This window comes from Pseudomonas sp. LB3P58, assembly GCF_054897895.1.
In genome coordinates, this window is sequence record NZ_JBUBVE010000001.1 from 384,570 (window position 1) to 401,099 (window position 16,530).

15 protein-coding genes are annotated in these 16,530 nt (G+C 59.8%); 4 read left to right on the plus strand and 11 right to left on the minus strand.

Annotated features, from left to right (window positions below; genetic code table 11):
- Nucleotides 1–10: 10 nt before the first annotated feature.
- From ACYZTZ_RS01730 to ACYZTZ_RS01740, 3 genes are all read right to left on the minus strand, one after another.
- Entirely contained in the window at nt 11–520 is a 510-nt protein-coding gene (locus ACYZTZ_RS01730; RefSeq protein ID WP_461997024.1) for a DUF2165 family protein, read from the minus strand.
- 141 nt (nt 521–661) lie between these two features.
- Nucleotides 662–1,636, minus strand: a complete 975-nt coding sequence (locus ACYZTZ_RS01735; protein ID WP_461997025.1) for a 2-hydroxyacid dehydrogenase — start codon at nt 1,634–1,636, stop codon at nt 662–664.
- 143 nt (nt 1,637–1,779) lie between these two features.
- Nucleotides 1,780–2,748, minus strand: a complete 969-nt coding sequence (locus ACYZTZ_RS01740; protein WP_008150590.1) for a LysR family transcriptional regulator — start codon at nt 2,746–2,748, stop codon at nt 1,780–1,782.
- 182 nt (nt 2,749–2,930) lie between these two features.
- Between ACYZTZ_RS01740 and ACYZTZ_RS01745 the strand changes: the two genes are divergently transcribed.
- From ACYZTZ_RS01745 to ACYZTZ_RS01760, 4 genes are all read left to right on the plus strand, one after another.
- The gene (locus ACYZTZ_RS01745; RefSeq protein WP_461997026.1) at nt 2,931–4,442 is read left to right on the plus strand and encodes an efflux transporter outer membrane subunit; all 1,512 of its coding nucleotides are present in this window, start codon (nt 2,931–2,933) and stop codon (nt 4,440–4,442) included.
- A 139-nt stretch (nt 4,443–4,581) separates the two neighbouring features.
- Entirely contained in the window at nt 4,582–6,774 is a 2,193-nt protein-coding gene (locus ACYZTZ_RS01750) for an FUSC family protein (protein WP_461997027.1), read from the plus strand.
- The gene (locus ACYZTZ_RS01755) at nt 6,764–6,964 is read left to right on the plus strand and encodes a DUF1656 domain-containing protein (protein ID WP_008153498.1); all 201 of its coding nucleotides are present in this window, start codon (nt 6,764–6,766) and stop codon (nt 6,962–6,964) included. The genes ACYZTZ_RS01750 and ACYZTZ_RS01755 overlap by 11 nt, the downstream gene beginning before the upstream one ends.
- A 10-nt stretch (nt 6,965–6,974) precedes the next feature.
- Nucleotides 6,975–7,823, plus strand: coding sequence for an efflux RND transporter periplasmic adaptor subunit (locus ACYZTZ_RS01760; protein ID WP_140684284.1), 849 nt, complete (start codon nt 6,975–6,977; stop codon nt 7,821–7,823).
- A gap of 150 nt (nt 7,824–7,973) precedes the next feature.
- On the opposite strand, the gene ACYZTZ_RS01765 is transcribed toward ACYZTZ_RS01760, so the two are convergent.
- The 8 genes from ACYZTZ_RS01765 to ACYZTZ_RS01800 all read right to left on the minus strand — a co-directional run bounded on the left by ACYZTZ_RS01765 (nt 7,974) and on the right by ACYZTZ_RS01800 (nt 16,527).
- Nucleotides 7,974–8,372 (minus strand): DUF4440 domain-containing protein, encoded by a 399-nt coding sequence (locus ACYZTZ_RS01765; protein ID WP_461997028.1) that lies wholly within the window; start codon nt 8,370–8,372, stop codon nt 7,974–7,976.
- Between the two features lie 147 nt (nt 8,373–8,519).
- Nucleotides 8,520–9,344 carry an SDR family oxidoreductase gene (locus ACYZTZ_RS01770; RefSeq protein WP_461997029.1) on the minus strand — a complete coding sequence of 275 codons (825 nt, stop codon included), beginning with the start codon at nt 9,342–9,344 and terminating at the stop codon, nt 8,520–8,522.
- A gap of 32 nt (nt 9,345–9,376) precedes the next feature.
- Nucleotides 9,377–9,841 (minus strand): multidrug transporter, encoded by a 465-nt coding sequence (locus ACYZTZ_RS01775; RefSeq protein WP_461997030.1) that lies wholly within the window; start codon nt 9,839–9,841, stop codon nt 9,377–9,379.
- Between the two features lie 285 nt (nt 9,842–10,126).
- Complete coding sequence (locus ACYZTZ_RS01780) at nt 10,127–11,578, minus strand: mannose-1-phosphate guanylyltransferase/mannose-6-phosphate isomerase (RefSeq protein ID WP_461997031.1); 1,452 nt, start codon at nt 11,576–11,578, stop codon at nt 10,127–10,129.
- A 107-nt stretch (nt 11,579–11,685) separates the two neighbouring features.
- On the minus strand, nt 11,686–12,339 hold the full coding sequence (locus ACYZTZ_RS01785) for an alginate O-acetyltransferase AlgF (RefSeq protein WP_046045934.1): 654 nt from the start codon (nt 12,337–12,339) through the stop codon (nt 11,686–11,688).
- A 14-nt stretch (nt 12,340–12,353) separates the two neighbouring features.
- The gene (locus ACYZTZ_RS01790; RefSeq protein ID WP_056743082.1) at nt 12,354–13,529 is read right to left on the minus strand and encodes an alginate O-acetyltransferase; all 1,176 of its coding nucleotides are present in this window, start codon (nt 13,527–13,529) and stop codon (nt 12,354–12,356) included.
- Nucleotides 13,530–13,540: 11 nt separating this feature from the next.
- Nucleotides 13,541–15,106 (minus strand): MBOAT family O-acyltransferase, encoded by a 1,566-nt coding sequence (locus tag ACYZTZ_RS01795; protein ID WP_056743084.1) that lies wholly within the window; start codon nt 15,104–15,106, stop codon nt 13,541–13,543.
- 296 nt (nt 15,107–15,402) lie between these two features.
- Nucleotides 15,403–16,527, minus strand: a complete 1,125-nt coding sequence (locus ACYZTZ_RS01800) for a mannuronate-specific alginate lyase (protein ID WP_461997032.1) — start codon at nt 16,525–16,527, stop codon at nt 15,403–15,405.
- Nucleotides 16,528–16,530: the final 3 nt, after the last annotated feature.

The window sequence follows — 16,530 nt, forward strand, 5'->3', positions numbered from 1 at the left end:
TTGAAGCCACTCAGCGCTCAATTCTGATGGCTATAAATATCAGCAAAGGCAATATGAAATCGACGATATGCCGAGCCCAGTCTTTCGCGTTCCAGGTTTGTGACTCATCCATGTTGAACCATTCGACACCGACCATTTGCAGGCAGATGTAATAAACAAACATGGCGATCAATAATCCAATAATTGCAAACTTCTTCGCTTCATGAAAGTTTTTGGAAGAGGCGTTTATGTTTCGGTAAAGATGATAGGCGCCTAGCAAGCAGAAAGCGGTATAAATGACTTCAAGGGTAATAATGATCCAGTAGATTCGGTGGTGGAGCATGGGCGAGGTAATTGCCCTGTAGCTCAGGTTCAGGTTTTCTCGGGTGGTGTCCATGCTAAGGACGTGACCGACATATTCATAGTTTGATGCGTAGTCGGTGAAGTTGCTGTACATCACCAGCAGGCCAAAGAAGCTTATGTAAGTCATCAGTATTACTTTGCTGTATCTGATGATCTTGTCAGTTGTAATGTTGTTCAAGGTGGGCGCTCTCCATAACTAATAACCCGTGGGTCGGGTCAGTAGTGAAGAGTCTATCTTGTCGAACTTGTTTTCGGCGGCAGACTGAATTTCAAGTTGTGTATGGAGCGGGCAGACGTTTAAAGCGTCTGCCCTTTTTAGTTAGTGCTTCCAAACTTGTGGGTTCACCAGATCTTGCGGTCGCTCTCCCAGCAAAGCGCTGCGCAAGTTAGCCAAGGCACGGTTGGCCATGGCTTCGCGGGTTTCATGAGTTGCTGAGCCGATGTGCGGCAACGTCACCGCGTTTTTCAGTTGGAACAGGGGAGACTCGGCCAGCGGTTCTTTCTCATAAACGTCCAGCCCGGCGCCGCGAATCCTGTTGTTTTGCAGGGCTTCGATCAGGGCAGGTTCGTCCACCACCGGACCGCGCGCAATGTTCACCAGAATCGCGCTCGGCTTCATCAATGCCAGTTCGCGATGGCTGATCAGGTGTCTGGTTTTTTCGCTGAGCGGCACCACCAGGCAGACGAAATCGGCTTCGGCCAGCAGTTGATCAAGGCTGCGGAACTGCGCGCCGAGTTCTTGCTCCAGTTCGGTCTTGCGGCTGTTGCCGCTGTAGATAATCGGCATGTTGAAGCCCAGTCGGCCACGTCGGGCGATGGCCGCACCGATGTTGCCCATGCCGACAATGCCCAACGTTTTGCCGTGTACATCGCAGCCGAACAACGGCGCACCAACGGTGGCTTGCCATTGGCCAGCCTTGGTCCAGGCGTCCAGTTCGGCGACGCGGCGGGCGCTGCTCATGAGCAAGGCGAAGGCCAGGTCGGCGGTGCTTTCGGTGAGGACGTCGGGGGTGTTGGTGAGCATGATCCCGCGTTCGTTGAAGTAGGCGACATCGTAGTTGTCGTAGCCGACCGAGACGCTGGAGACGACTTCCAGTTTGGCGGCGTTTTCCAGTTGTGCGCGACCGAGTTTGCGACCGACGCCGATCAGGCCGTGGGCGTGGGGCAGGGCTTCGTTGAATTGGGCGTTGATGTCGCCGTTTTTCGGGTTTGGGACGATGACGTCGAAGTCTTGCTGCAGGCGTTCGATCATTTCGGGGGGGACGCGGCTGAAGGCGAGGACGGTCTTTTTCATGGGAGGAGGGCTCTCGGGCGCAGGTGAATGCCAAGCACGCTAACATTCTTCCGAGCTTTTATGCGAGCACCCGGATTACCGAGTGTACGCCGTTGATCGTTCCCACGCAGAGAGGGGGAACGATCAATCACTTGGGCTGGAAATCAATTCGCGACCCGAACCCCACCCATGCTCCCACTCAATTCATAAGCCACCAATTCCGCCTGATGCGCCGCCAAAATCTCCGGCAACGACCCGCGCAAATACTCGACCCACGTCTTGATCTTCGCATCCAGATACTGCCGCGACGGGTAGATCGCATACAGATTCAACTCCTGCGACCGGTAGTTCGGCATCACCCGCACCAGCGTCCCGTTGCGCAACCCTTCAATCGCTGCATACACCGGCAAAACCCCAACCCCCATGCCGCTGGTGATTGCCGTCTTCATCGCGTCGGCGGAGTTCACCAGAAACGGCGAGCTATTAATCGTCACCATCTCTTGGCCTTCCGGGCCGTCGAAGGTCCATTTCTCCAGCGGAATCACCGGGCTCACCAAACGCAGGCACGCGTGGTTCAGCAAATCGCTGGGCTTCTGCGCGCAGCCGTTGGCTTTCACATACGCGGGCGAGGCGCAAACGATGCTGTAGGTGATGCCCAAACGCTGGGAGACGAAGCCTGAGTCCGGCAGCTCGCTGGCCAACACGATGGACACGTCGTAGCCCTCGTCGAGCAGGTCCGGCACGCGGTTGGCCATGGTCAGGTCGAAGGTGACGTCGGGGTGGGTTTTGCGGTAGCGGGCGATGGCGTCGATCACGAAGTGCTGACCGATGCCGGTCATGGTGTGCACCTTGAGCTGTCCGGCCGGGCGGGCGTGGGCGTCGCTGGCTTCGGCTTCGGCTTCTTCGACGTAGGCCAGGATCTGCTCGCAGCGCAATAGATAGCGCTTGCCGGCCTCGGTCAGGGCGATGCGTCGGGTGGTGCGGTTGAGCAGGCGGGTTTGCAGGTGGGCTTCCAGGTTGGAGACCGCGCGCGAAACGTTGGCCGTCGTGGTGTCGAGTTGCACGGCGGCGGCGGTGAAGCTGCCGGCCTCGGCCACGTAACTGAAGGCGCGCATGTTTTGCAAAGTGTCCATGGGGTGCTCTCGGAGGCGATGGCAAATTGTGACACGAAGTTACGGGGGCTGAGACCCCGACCAAGGGATTATCGCGCTAACGGTAACAAAGATTCACAGGATTCCCAGCTTATCGCCATCCAGGCCCACCCCTAGAATTGCGCACCTCAGGAACAACTCCCTCAATTCAGGAAATCGCAGCAGTGCCGCGTCGCATCAACAGAGCGCTTCAGACGCTCAGTGTTTTGGCTTTAACCCTGGCAATCAGCGGCTGCATCGGTACCGGAGGTATTGCCCCTCAGGGCAAGGCACTCGAGGCCAATTCACTGGCCACCGACGAAGCCATCCAGAACGCTGCACAGGACGCACACTGGCCGACCGCGCAATGGTGGCAGGCCTATGGCGACCCGCAATTGAACCGCTGGATCGACCTCGCCCTGCAAGGCAGCCCGACCATGGCCATGGCGGCGGCGCGAGTGCGTCAGGCCAAATCCATGGCCGGGATCGCCGAGTCCGCCGAGTCTTTGCAGATCAATGGCGAATCCACCCTCAAACGCCACAACTGGCCCACCGATCAGTTCTACGGGCCGGGCGAGTTGGCCAACACGACGACGTGGGACAACAACGCCGCGCTGGGCTTCAGCTACGCCCTCGACCTTTGGGGCCGCGAAAGCAACGCCACCGAGCGCGCCGTCGACATGGCGCACATGAGTGCCGCGGAAGCGCGTCTGGCCCAGCTCGAATTGCAGAACAACATCGTGCGCGCCTACATCGAGCTGTCGTTGCATTACGCGCAACGGGACATCGTCGCCGCGACCCTGAAACAGCAGCAGCAAATTCTCGACCTCGCGCAGAAGCGCCTGAACGGTGGCATCGGCACCCATTTCGAAGTCAGTCAGGCTGAAACGCCGCTGCCGGAAACCCACCGCCAGATCGATGCGCTGGACGAAGAAGTCGCCCTGAGTCGCAATCAACTCGCAGCCCTTGCGGGCAAAGGTCCGGGGGAGGGCGCGCAGTTGCAGCGGCCAACGTTGTCGTTAGGCGCAGCGCTGAAACTGCCGTCGTCGTTGCCCGCGCAGTTGCTCGGTCAACGCCCGGACGTGGTCGCCAGTCGCTGGCAAGTGGCGGCCCAGGCGCGTGGTATTGATGTCGCTCACGCCGGTTTCTACCCCAACGTCGACCTGGTCGGCAGCCTCGGCTACATGGCCACCGGTGGTGGAGCGCTGGAGTTTTTGACCGGCAAGAAGCTCAACTACAGCGTCGGCCCGGCCATCTCGTTGCCGATCTTCGACGGCGGGCGTTTACGTTCGGAGCTGGGCGAAGCCTCGGCCGGTTACGACATCGCCGTGGCCAAGTACAACCAGACGCTGGTCAACGCACTGAAAAACATCTCCGACCAGTTGATCCGCCGCGAGTCCATGGACAAGCAGCAGGCCTTCGCCGCCGAGTCGGTGGCCACCGCCCAGAAGACTTACGACATCGCGATGATCGCCTACCAGCGCGGCCTCACCGATTACCTCAACGTGCTCAACGCCCAGACCTTGTTGTTCAAACAGCAGCAGGTTCAGCAGCAGGTTCAGGCGGCGCGCCTCAGTGCGCACGCTGAACTGGTGACGGCGCTCGGCGGCGGACTGGGCGCGGGCGACGATGTGCCGACAGACAGCCAGACCCAGGCACCGAAAACCCCGGTCCTGCTTGAGAGCCTCTCAAATTGAACATGCAACCTGTGGGAGCGAGCCTGCTCGCGAATGCGGTGTGTCAGGCGAAATCAGCAGTGACTGACACATCGCATTCGCGAGCAGGCTCGCTCCCACAGGTGCCGCGCCCGGCCTTAATTTCATTGAGCAGGATTTCATGACTCCCTTGCCCGCACCTTTGCGCTGGCTGTATTCCCTTGAATGGCGCCGGGGTTTCTTCGACTGGGCGCGCAGCGATGGCGTGACCTGGGTCTACATTTTCAAGGTGCTGTTCGCGGCGTTTCTGACCCTGTGGCTGGCCATGCGCCTGGAGTTGCCGCAGCCGCGCACGGCGATGATCACCGTGTTCATCGTCATGCAACCACAAAGCGGTCACGTGTTGGCCAAGAGTTTCTATCGCTTTCTTGGGACATTGGCCGGCTCGGCGGTGATGGTCGCGTTGATTGCCTTGTTTGCGCAGAACACCGAGCTGTTCCTCGGTTCGCTGGCGATCTGGGTGGGCATCTGTTCGGCCGGCGCGGCGCGCTATCGCAACTTCCGCGCTTACGGTTTCGTGCTCGCCGGGTACACCGCCGCGATGGTCGGTTTGCCCGCACTGGCGCACCCGGACGGCGCGTTCATGGCGGCAGTCTGGCGGGTGCTGGAAATCTCCCTGGGGATCATTTGCTCCACGCTGGTCAGCGCCGCGATCCTGCCGCAATCCGCCAGCGCCGCCATGCGCAACGCCTTGTATCAGCGCTTCGGCGTGTTTGCGCTATTCGTCACCGATGGCTTGCGTGGTCGCAGCAAACGGGAGGCTTTCGAGGCGAGCAACGTGCGCTTCATTGCTGAGGCCGTGGGGCTGGAAGGGCTGCGCAGCGTCACTGTGTTTGAAGACCCGCACATGCGTCGACGCAACGGTCGGCTCAGCCGCTTGAACAGCGAGTTCATGGGCATTACCACCCGTTTCAACGCCTTGCACCAGTTGCTCGAACGCTTGCGCAGCAGCGGCACCGATCACGTGGTTGCGGCGATCAAACCGGGTTTGCAGGACCTCGCCGAACTGCTCGACGGCTTCAGCGGTCGTGCCTTGACCAACGCCGATGCGGGGCGTCTGGTGATCGCGTTGACCGCCTATAAAGAAGGTTTGCCGGCACGCGTTCGCAGCTTGCGGGCGATTTTTCAGGAGAGCAATCCGAGCGACGCCGAGCAGCTGGATTTTCATACCGCGTACGAATTGCTCTATCGCTTTGTCGATGACCTGCACAGTTATGCACAGACCCACGCGTCGCTGGCCGATCACAGCCATGCGCGCGAGCAATGGGATGAGCCGTTCACCCCGCAAACCAACTGGATGGCGTCGGCCGCCTCGGGGATTCGCGCGGCGTTTATTCTGGTGGTTCTGGGCAGCTATTGGGTCGCCACCGCGTGGCCAAGCGGGGCGACGATGACCCTGATTGCCGCCGCGACCGTGGGCCTTTCAGCGGCGACACCGAACCCGAAACGCATGGCGTTTCAGATGGCTTGCGGGACGTTCCTCGGGGCCCTGATCGGCTTCGTCGAGATGTTTTTCATCTTCCCCTGGATCGACGGTTTTCCGTTGCTCTGCGTGATGCTCGCACCGGTGATCGTGCTCGGTTCGTTCCTGACTTCACGGCCTCAATATGCGGGCGTAGGGCTCGGCTTGCTGATCTTCTTCAGCACCGGTTCGGTGCCGGACAACCTCACCGTTTACAACCCATACGCCTTCATCAACGACTACATCGCCATGGTGCTCGGCATGCTGGTGTGCGCGGCGGCCGGGGCGATCATTCTGCCGCCCAACAGCCGCTGGTTGTGGCGTCGGCTGGAGCAGGATTTGCGCGGGCAAGTGGTGTACGCCATCAGCGGCAAACTCAAGGGTTTGGCGTCGAGTTTCGAAAGCAGCACCCGCGACCTGCTGCATCAGGCCTACGGTCTCGCGGCAGGGCAGCCGCAGGTGCAACGGGACTTGCTGCGCTGGATGTTCGTGGTGCTGGAAGTCGGCCACGCGATCATCGAGTTGCGCAAGGAACAGGCGATCCTGCCGGTGCATCCGGCCTATGCCGAATCCCAACCGTGGCGTCAGGCGATCCGGGTGATGGGGCGCTCGCTGGTGCGACTGTTTCTGCAACCGAGCCAGAGCAATCTGGAGCGTGGATTGATCGCCGTCGATCACGCGATCAGCCGCGTGCAAGCCACCGACGAACCTTTCGCGCCGCATTTCGATACCTCGGCCTTGCGTCGGGTGAAGAGCTATTTGCACTTCATCCGCACTTCGTTGCTGGACCCGCAATCACCGCTCGCGGCTTACGCCACCGCCAAGCCCCAAGGACTTGAACATGCCTCGTGAAATCGCCTTCCACGGCGTGTACATGCCGACCATGACCCTGATGTTTTTCATTGCGGCGGCACTGGCCTGGGCACTTGATCGGTTCCTGTCCGGGTTCGATCTGTACCGTTTCTTCTGGCACCCGGCGCTGCTGCGCCTGAGTCTGTTTACCTGTCTGTTCGGCGCCCTGGCGCTGACTGTCTACCACTGAGAATGCCCTGATGAAAAAGCTTTTCAGCCTGCTCGCCACCTTGCTGGTGCTGGCCCTTGCGATGTGGATCGGCCGGACCCTGTGGGTGCATTACATGGACACCCCATGGACCCGCGACGGTCGGGTGCGCGCCGACATCATCAACGTCGCCGCCGACGTCACCGGGGAAGTGGTGGACGTGCCGGTGCGCGACAATCAACAGGTGAAGAAGGGCGATTTGCTGATGCGGATCGACCCCGAGCACTACCGCATCGCGGTCAAACAGGCACAATCGCTGGTGGCCTCGCGCAAGTCGACGTGGGAGATGCGCAAGGTCAACGCCCACCGCCGCGCCGACATGGACAACCTGGTGATCTCCAGGGAAAACCGCGACGACGCCAGCAACATCGCCGACTCGGCCCTGGCCGATTACCAGCACGCTCAGGCGCAGCTCGAAGCCGCCGAACTGAACCTCAAACGCACTGAAGTCCGCGCAGCGGTGGACGGCTACGTGACCAACCTCAATGTGCATCGCGGCGATTACGCGCGCATCGGTGAGGCGAAAATGGCCGTGGTCGACATGAACTCGTTCTGGGTCTACGGCTTCTTCGAAGAAACCAAATTGCCCCACGTGCGGATCGGCGATAAAGCCGACATGCAGCTGATGAGTGGGGAAGTGTTGAAGGGGCATGTGGAAAGCATTTCTCGCGGCATCTACGATCGCGATAACCCGGAGAGCCGCGAGCTGATTGCAGATGTGAACCCGACCTTTAACTGGGTGCGTTTGGCGCAGCGGGTGCCGGTGCGGATACACATTGATGAAGTGCCGGAAGGGGTGCTGTTGGCGGCGGGGATTACGTGCACCGTTGTGGTTAACTGACCGTTAGACCGAGTCGGGCCCTTCGCGAGCAAGCCCGCTCCCACACTTGATCTGCGTCGTACACATATTCCGTGTTCACTGAAAATCTAATGTGGGAGCGGGCTTGCTCGCGAATGAAGCGACTCGGTCTATCAGACATAAGGCAAAGGTTCATTCCTTGCAAAACGTCTCATGCAAATGCCGCCAAACCACCTTGCCATCCGCCTGCTTCTCAAACACCACCGTCGACCGCCGATCAGAGTGCAACCCCGTCGCATCGGTCTGCTGCTCGCGATAACTCACCGTTGCACCACCGTCGTGCAGAGCGATGCCGCGCAACTCGCTGAGCTCGATTCTGAACCCGAGCTTCTTCCCGCCGGCCATCAAAAACAATTCGCTCAACGCATCGAAATCCAGCACCCGGCCCAACGGCGAGACCATGGAAAACTGCGGAGAAAAACGCGTCAGCAACCGTTCAAGCGTCGGCTCGTCCTGTTCCTCGGCTAACCATTGCTCGATGGCGACGTGAGCCTGGATCACTTCGTCAAAGTATTCGGTGTAGTCAGTCATGGAAGTGTTTCCTGAAATTTTCTGCGTTAGTTCTGACGCCATCGCGAGCAGGCTCGCTCCCACAGGGATCTTTGGTGTGAATGCAATTTATGCCACGCAGCAGAACCCTGTGGGAGCGAGCCTGCTCGCGATGGCGTCGACTCGGTCTCAGAGTTGCCCGCGCAACCCGAACCGCTTCATCAACCCCGCTTCCAGCAGCCCTTTAGGCAACAACCCCGCCAGCAACGGCAACGCCCGGCTGCCATTGCCCAGACGAATCAGGCGCGGTGGTTTGCTCTGCTGCACGGCCTTGAGCAACCCGGCGGCAAATTCACTGGCCGGGGTCGGGTTGTCCTGGGAGGCCTTGGCCCGTGCGCGAATGCCTTCACGCAGTGGAAACCACGGCGATTGTTCGGTAATCAACTGCTCCGCCTCATGGCCGGCATTCTTGGCAAAACTCGAGGCGATGGCGCCCGGCTGGACTTCCATGACCCGCACACCAAACGGCGCCAGTTCCATGCGCAACGCATCGGTCAAGGCATGCACCGCCGCTTTCGAGGCGCAGTAGGCGCCGGCGAATGGCGTGACCAAAACCCCGGACACGCTGCCGATGTTCACCACCAGACCCTTGGCGCGACGCAGCACCGGGAACAGGGCGCGGGTGACGCCGACAATGGCGAACACATTGGTTTCGAATTGCCGCTGCATGGCCGGCACACCGCCGTCGAGCAACGGCCCCATGGCGCCATAACCGGCATTGTTGATCAGCACGTCGAGGCCGCCATGTTGCTGGTTGATGCGCTCGCTCAAGTGTTCGAGTGCGGCGCCATCGTTGACGTCCAGTTGCACGGCGGTGAAACCGGCAGCGGCCAGCGCCGCCACGTCTTCAGCCTTGCGGGCGCTGGCCCAGACGTCGTATCCGGCATTTTTGAACACATCAGCCAAGGCGCGGCCAATGCCGCTGGAACAACCGGTAATCAACGCAACGGGCATGGCGCGGTCCTTGTGCAAAAAGAGGAAGGGGATTAATCGGAGAAACCACCCTGCAAACGCTCAGCGCGAAACTCTAGTGTTTGGGGACGATAGCCAGGGCGCAGCGGCGGCAGCGGCAAACAGTCTTCCCAGTTCGCGCCGGCCTGCAGTTCGCCGGGGCCGCGATAGCGCGGTGCGGCGTATTGATTGTCGGCCAGGTTGACCGTATCGCCCGGCGCATACGCGGCGATGCGCCAGCGCAGTTCGGTCAGCGGCACGTCGTTGCCGTTGTTCATTTTCAGTTGCAACGGCCGGTCCGCCGGGCAGTGTTCGGGCGCATAAGTGATGCGCAACTCCAAGCGCGCCAGTTGCTTGACCTCGCGGTTGTCCAGCCAGATCACCCAGGTTGCCACCAGACCCAAACCAACGGCGGCTGCCAGAGAAACCGGCAATGCCTTGGCCGGGTAGCGCAGCAACAAAATCAGCCAGGTGATGACCAGCAGGACGCCGATGAACATGACGCAAACCTCGGGAGGGGAGAAGGTCATCCTACCTAAGCCTGGGTGCGCTTGGCGATGGGCATTCATTCAGCGGCGGCTGGTCAGGCCCCATCGCGAGCAGGCTCGCTCCCACATTCGACGGAGTTGTCTTATGGGAATGCGATTAAATGTGGGAGCGAGCTTGCTCGCGATGAGGCCCGCGGAGGCAACAAAAACGTGAGACAAAAAAAAAGCCCCCACCCAACCTGCTGCGGATAGGGAAACGCAGCGGGTCGGACGGGGGCTTCTTGTGTTACAGATCAATCACTGCGCGATGGTTTTCACCGACACGCCGCGTTCGATCGGGTTGGAGCGACCGTAGATATCTTCAAACCGCTCGATATCGTCTTCGCCCAGGTAGCTGCCCGACTGCACTTCGATGATTTCCAGCGAGATCTTGCCCGGATTGCGCAAGCGGTGGACCGAGGCGATCGGGATGTAGGTCGACTGGTTTTCAGTGAGCAGGAACACGTTTTCGTCGCAGGTCACTTCAGCGGTGCCACTGACCACGATCCAGTGTTCGGCGCGGTGGTGGTGCATCTGCAACGACAGGCACGCGCCCGGTTTGACCGAGATGCGCTTGACCTGGAAGCGGCCGCCCATGTCCACCGAGTCGTAGGAGCCCCACGGACGATAGACTTCACAGTGGGTCTGGGTTTCGCTACGGCCCAGCTCGTTGAGGGTGTTGACCATCTGTTTCACGCCTTGGACCTTGTCCTTGTGGGCGATCATCATGGCGTCCTTGGTTTCGACGACCACGATGTTATCCAGGCCGATCACCGACACCAGTTTGCCGTTGCCGTGGATCATGCAGTTTTTGCTGTCCTGAATGACCACATCGCCTTTGGTGACGTTGCCGTTGGCGTCTTTTTCATTCACTTCCCACAACGACGACCAGCAGCCGACATCGCTCCAGCCCGCGGTCAGCGGTACAACGCAGGCGCGCTGGGTTTTTTCCATCACCGAGTAGTCGATGGAATTGTCCGGACAGCAAGCGAAGGTGGCGGAGTCGATGTCGACGGTGTCGGCATCCTGCTCGCTGCGTTCCAGGGTCAGCACGCAGGTGTCGTAGATGTCCGGATCGTGTTTTTTCAGCTCTTCGAGGAAACGGCTGGCGCGGAACAGGAACATGCCGCTGTTCCAGAAGTAACCGCCGGACTCGACGAACTCGGTGGCGCGTTTCACGTCCGGTTTTTCGACGAAGTGCGAGACGCGGCTGACACCTTCGGGCAGCAGCGAATCGTTAGCCGACTTGATGTAGCCGTAGCCGGTTTCCGGTTTGGTGGCCGGTACGCCGAACAGCACCATTTCGCCGTTTTCTGCAGCGACCGTGGCCAGGGCCAGCGCGCGTTGCAGGGCTTTCTGATCTTCCAGCACGTGGTCGGCTGGCAGCACCAACATCAATTCGTCGCGACCTTCGTTGACCAGCATCAGTGCGGTCAAGGCCACGGCTGGCGCGGTGTTGCGGCCGAACGGTTCCATCAGGATGCGCTGTACGTCCAGTTTACGGGCGCCCAGCTGCTCGTTGACGATGAAACGGTGTTCCTTGTTGCAGACCACGATGGGGGTGTCCATGCCTTCGAACACCAGGCGTTCCAGGGTTTGCTGGAACAATGTTTGTTCGCCGGTCAGGGCGAGGAATTGTTTGGGAAACTGTTTGCGCGAAAGCGGCCAAAGACGTGAGCCACTACCACCTGACAAGATCACCGGAATCATGTTGTTACTCCTTGAAAATCGTATGGGTCAGAGCTACTGCGTTCTGTCGTTTCACTCTTGTTCTTATTCCGTGTCCGGGGTAGCCCGTGGGCTACCCGGAAAAATGATTAGCGCGTCGAAACCGGGCGTTTTACCCAGACTGGTGCCAGGCTGCTGCCGCTGCCAGTGACGTACAGCACCGCGGCTTCACCGCGTTCCAGGGCAACCGGCTTCACGTCGCCGACTTTCTTGTCGCCATCGTATAGCGCCAGGCTGACTTTAACCGGGTTGATTTCACGCTCGCCACGGCCCTTGGCGGCCACGGTCGGGACCACTTCAGTCTTGCCGTCCGCGGTTTTCAGGGTCAGGGCCTTGTCGCTGAGGTTCTGCACGCGAACCAGGGATTTCTGCTTGTTCTTGAACGGCGGCTCTTCGATCAGTTGCGGTGCGCCGCTGGCGTTGTTGACCAGGGTGTAATAGTGGTCACCGGCCAGTTTCACCGGCAGGGACTGGCTACCGACCTTGGCGCTGTAGTCGCCGCCCGGCATGAAGCTGAAGTCAGTGCTGGACAGCGGCGCGACTTCGGCCAGGTTGGTGGTGCCGACGGTGGCGCTGACTTCAGCGTTACCGGCGTTGTAGACACGTACGAAGCTTGAACCTTTCGGTGCAGTCGGGCCGTAGAGTGCGGCGTCGCCAGCGAAGGCGGACATCGACAACACGCTCATGCCAGCAACGAGAGCGAAGGTCTTGGCGAGACGGCGAGGAGTAGTAGTGAAAGTCATGGTGTACCTCTCTTTCAGTTTTGCGCCCGGTCGGGCGTCTCGGATTTAGTGTTTGCGGCTACGTTTTGTTGGCGAACGCCGGCTTCTTTGAGCTCTGCGACCCACTGCGGGTCGGCGTCACCGATTTCGTTGTTCACAGGCAGATAACGTTCAGGAAACTCCCAGATCAGCACCTGTGGCGGGCTGTTCTTGAAAGCATCACTTTTCAGGTAGCTGAGCATCGGCAGAATCGGGCCGTGGCCGTCTTCGGCGTAATTGACCACGTCGCTGTTCAGCGCTTGTTTCAGCGCACCGACGAAGTTCCAGTTGGGGTTGGCGCTGTAGCTGGTGCCGATCAGGGCCACCGGCACTTCAGTGTTGGCGAACAGGGCGTCATCAGCGGCAGGCTGGTCCTGCGCCGCAACGGTGTTGCGCTTCTGCAACGGCTCAGTCTTGGGCATCAGGTTTTCGAACAGCGGGTCCAGCGGCAGGAACAACCGCAGGTCGCCCTTGTGAGTCACCTTCTCCGCAGGTTCAGTGACGAAGTGTTGCGGCTCGCCGCTCAGCGGGTACTTGTCGGAAATGGATTTCGCCAGGGTCTCGGCGGCGATTTGTGCGCCTTCCGGGGTCCAGTGGGTGTCGGTGCGCAGGAACACTTGCTGACCGTCCAGCTTGGCTTTCAGCATCGGGCCGAACAGATCGGGAGCGAGGACTTTGTTGGCCGCCACATGAGCGTGGAAGTCGTCATAGAGGTTGGCGTGGATACTCGAAGGCTTCACTTCACCCAGGTGTTCCGGGTACAGGCGAGTCTTGGCCGGCACGATTGCCATGACCAGTTTCACGCCTTTGGCTTTCAGTTCCTGGCGCACGCCTTCAACCAGCGCGTAGTTGCCTTGCAGGTTCAGCTCTTCGTTGACGATCGGGTTGAATTCCTCATCGCTGTACAACCACTGATCGCGGCCGAGCACGACGCCCGGACGACCTTCGTTGAACAGTTTGAAATCCAGCGCAGCCCAAAGGTTGGTGCCCAGGCGCTTGATCGGAAACTCGTCGTCGTAATGCGTTTCCACGGCTTTGGTCCAGCGACCGTTGAGCACCGTCGTTTCGGCAGAGGTACTGAAGCCGAGGAAGCTGCGCGTGGACCACACGCCAAGGACCAACAGCGTCACCATGAACAGGGCGATGTAGAGGATGCGTAATGAGCGGGTCATAGTCAGATCCCTCAGAACTGGAAGTAAAGGAACGGCGAGAAGCTTTGCGCCGAGAGTTTGAAAATCGAGGCGATGAACAGCACCAGTACCAGCGTGCGCATCACGTAACGAGACCAGTCCGCAGTCCAGTAGGCCGGTTGCACAGTCGCTTCAACGCCGACGGTGTAGCCAGGCTGGTGGATGCTGCCCGGGTTGTCGCCCGGTACGGCTTTGATCATTCCAGGGGTCGCGGCAGCCGGGCCATCGGCCTCGACGTTCACAACAGGCTTGGTCTTCTCAGGCGGCAGGTTGCTGTAGAAGTCACGAATGCCGAAGAACGCCAGGGTCATGTAAGCCACCACCAGGGTCGCCACTTGCAGGCCGGTGAGGCTGGCCGCGTTGAGTTCCGACAATGACCATTCGCCGAAGCTGAACATCGCGCCGTACATACGACCGGCGACGTGCAGGTTTTCCGAGCGGAAGATCACCCAGCCCATGACGACGAGCAGGAAGGTCAGCGCCCAGCGGATCGGGTTGATGCTGCGCGGCGAGGTATTCAGGCCGAGGGCTTTTTCGATCGCCAGCCACATGCCGTGCCAGGCGCCCCAGACGATGTACGTGATGTTCGCGCCGTGCCACAGACCACCGAGCAGCATGGTCAGGAACAGGTTGCGATAGGTCATCAGCGTACCTTTACGGTTACCGCCCAGCGTGATGTACAGGTAGTCACGCAACCAGGTGGACAGGCTGATGTGCCAGCGACGCCAGAACTCGGTGATCGACTGGCTGATGTACGGCTGTTTGAAGTTTTCCATGAAGCGGAAACCCATCATCAAGCCCAGACCGATCGCCATGTCGCTGTAACCGGAGAAGTCGAAATACAGCTGCGCGGTGTAGGCCAGCGCGCCGAGCCAGGCATCGCCCGTGGTCGGGTTCTGCAAGGCGAAGCAATGGTCGGCCACGACCGCCAGGGTGTCGGCGATGAAGACCTTCTTGATGAAGCCCTGCATGAATCGCGTCGCACCTTCGGAGAACTTGTCGAGGGTGTGGGTGCGGTTGTTGAACTGGTCGGCGAGATCGCGGAAACGCAACACCGGACCGGCGATCAGGTGCGGGAAGATCGCCACGAACGCGGCAAAGTCGATCAGGTTGCGGGTCGCCGGGGTATCACCACGGTAGACGTCAATGATGTAGCTGATGGACTCGAAGATGTAGAACGAGATCCCGATCGGCAACAGCACGTGGGTCAGGATGAACGGCGACAGACCGACGGAGGTCATCATCGCGTTGATGCTGTCGACGCCGAAGTTGGCGTACTTGAAGTAGCCGAGAATGCACAGGTCGACGGCCACGCCCAGGAGCAACCAGCGTTGTGCCGGTTTGGTCCGAACGCCTGCGGCACCGACTTTGAGGCCGATCCAGTAGTTCCACAGGGTGACGGCTGCGAACAGCGCAAGGAAGTCCACACGCCACCAGGCATAGAACACGTAGCTGGCGATCAGCAGCAGCAGGTTGCGATAGCGTATTCCGCTTAAGTAGTACATGCCGAGAAAGATCGGCAGGAACAAAAACAGGAACACGTTGGATGAAAATACCATCCCGGTCTCTCCATGTTTAACCAACAGTCAAGGGCCGCAGCCCCCCCAAACCCCCCCACCGAAATCGAGGGGTAAAACGGTGTTTCCTTGAGGGGTGTGGCTGGCCTTTAGACCAACCCCTCACCCCCCGCCCTCTCCCCGGAGGGGAGAGGGAGCCTGATCTCGATGGCTTTCAAAAATTGAGATCGGCTCGATATCGCATGTCGCCGAAACTTAACCAGACGCCTCGGTCAGTCCCCTCGCCCCTCCGGGGAGAGGGTTAGGGTGAGAGGTGGTTTTCAGCCACCCCGCAAAACTCAACTACCTTTTTTGCCCTTCTCATTCGCCGGGTCGTAGACCTTGGTCAGGTCACCCCCGAGGCGGAAGGTCTTGAACGGCTGCATCTCGTGCTTTTTCTCAAGCACATCCGGCGAGCAGGTGTAGAGCGAGCAGAACGGTTCGAGCCAGGCGAATTTCGAATCGACTTTCAGGTCGGTCATGTCCTGTTCCTTACCGTTCTTGTTCTCGAATTCTTCCGGGTCTTTGACACCCGCGAGCACTCGATCACCCAGGCGTTTCAATGCGCCGTTGTTTTCCTGACGCAAGTCCACACCGTTGACCTGAGCGAAACTGGCGATCATCGCGAGCGGCGGCAGGGCGTAGTTGTGGTAGGCGAGGGCGCGTTGCTGGCGCTTGAGTTCGTTGGGCAGGAAACCCTGCGCGTCGATTTGATTGGCGCCGACCTTGAACTCTTTCACCGACCAATCGAACAGGTCGCGGCGGTTGGTGGCGATGGACGTTGCCATCACCGACCAGGCGGCCCAGTACGAATGGTTGTTGGTTTGTTCCAGCGGCAAGTTGTCCCAGTCGCTGACTACCTGATCGGCCATTTTGTTGAACCAGGCTTCAATCAACTGCGATTCTTGCGGATGATTCGCCAATGGATGGGAGTCGGAAAACTTCAGGCGAATGTACGAAGAAGCCATGCTGCCCAAGGCCCATTTGCGCATCGACTTGCCGGTGTGGTTGAAGTCCTTGGACATTAACGCATCGGCCTTGGCCCAGGCGGTCAACCAGTTCAGCGTGCACTCGAGTTGTTCCGGACGACCGTCACGCATGAACTGCATCACGCGCTTGCTGGTGCCGCGTTCCAGTTTGGTGATGTCGGCGGTGCTGTCGCGAAAGGCTTTTTCCGATACCTCGTTCAGGGTCGAACGGGCCTTGTCGGAACCTTCGTATTTGCTGCGAAATTGCAGCGAGCCGGTGTATGGCGTCGGCATCGCATCACAACCTTCGCTCTTGTCGCCGGTTTTGACTTTTTCAATCGGCGCGAAGTACCCCTGTGGCGGGCGCAGTGGCGCGGCGGCCTGAGTCGCACCGGCAAACATGGCCAGGCTCAACAGGGACGGTGCGATCAATCTTTTCAAAGTTCGGGTTTGCATAGT

Bases quoted from the DNA above. Each gene is read 5' to 3' on its own strand.
- ACYZTZ_RS01735 (WP_461997025.1), bottom strand. From the start codon at position 1,636: ATGAAAAAGACCGTCCTCGCCTTCAGCCGCGTCCCCCCCGAAATGATC.
- ACYZTZ_RS01740 (WP_008150590.1), bottom strand. From the start codon at position 2,748: ATGGACACTTTGCAAAACATGCGCGCCTTCAGTTACGTGGCCGAGGCC.
- ACYZTZ_RS01750 (WP_461997027.1), top strand. From the start codon at position 4,582: ATGACTCCCTTGCCCGCACCTTTGCGCTGGCTGTATTCCCTTGAATGG.
- ACYZTZ_RS01755 (WP_008153498.1), top strand. From the start codon at position 6,764: ATGCCTCGTGAAATCGCCTTCCACGGCGTGTACATGCCGACCATGACC.
- ACYZTZ_RS01760 (WP_140684284.1), top strand. From the start codon at position 6,975: ATGAAAAAGCTTTTCAGCCTGCTCGCCACCTTGCTGGTGCTGGCCCTT.
- ACYZTZ_RS01765 (WP_461997028.1), bottom strand. From the start codon at position 8,372: ATGACTGACTACACCGAATACTTTGACGAAGTGATCCAGGCTCACGTC.
- ACYZTZ_RS01770 (WP_461997029.1), bottom strand. From the start codon at position 9,344: ATGCCCGTTGCGTTGATTACCGGTTGTTCCAGCGGCATTGGCCGCGCC.
- ACYZTZ_RS01775 (WP_461997030.1), bottom strand. From the start codon at position 9,841: ATGTTCATCGGCGTCCTGCTGGTCATCACCTGGCTGATTTTGTTGCTG.
- ACYZTZ_RS01780 (WP_461997031.1), bottom strand. From the start codon at position 11,578: ATGATTCCGGTGATCTTGTCAGGTGGTAGTGGCTCACGTCTTTGGCCG.
- ACYZTZ_RS01785 (WP_046045934.1), bottom strand. From the start codon at position 12,339: ATGACTTTCACTACTACTCCTCGCCGTCTCGCCAAGACCTTCGCTCTC.
- ACYZTZ_RS01790 (WP_056743082.1), bottom strand. From the start codon at position 13,529: ATGACCCGCTCATTACGCATCCTCTACATCGCCCTGTTCATGGTGACG.
- ACYZTZ_RS01795 (WP_056743084.1), bottom strand. From the start codon at position 15,106: ATGGTATTTTCATCCAACGTGTTCCTGTTTTTGTTCCTGCCGATCTTT.
- ACYZTZ_RS01800 (WP_461997032.1), bottom strand. From the start codon at position 16,527: ATGCAAACCCGAACTTTGAAAAGATTGATCGCACCGTCCCTGTTGAGC.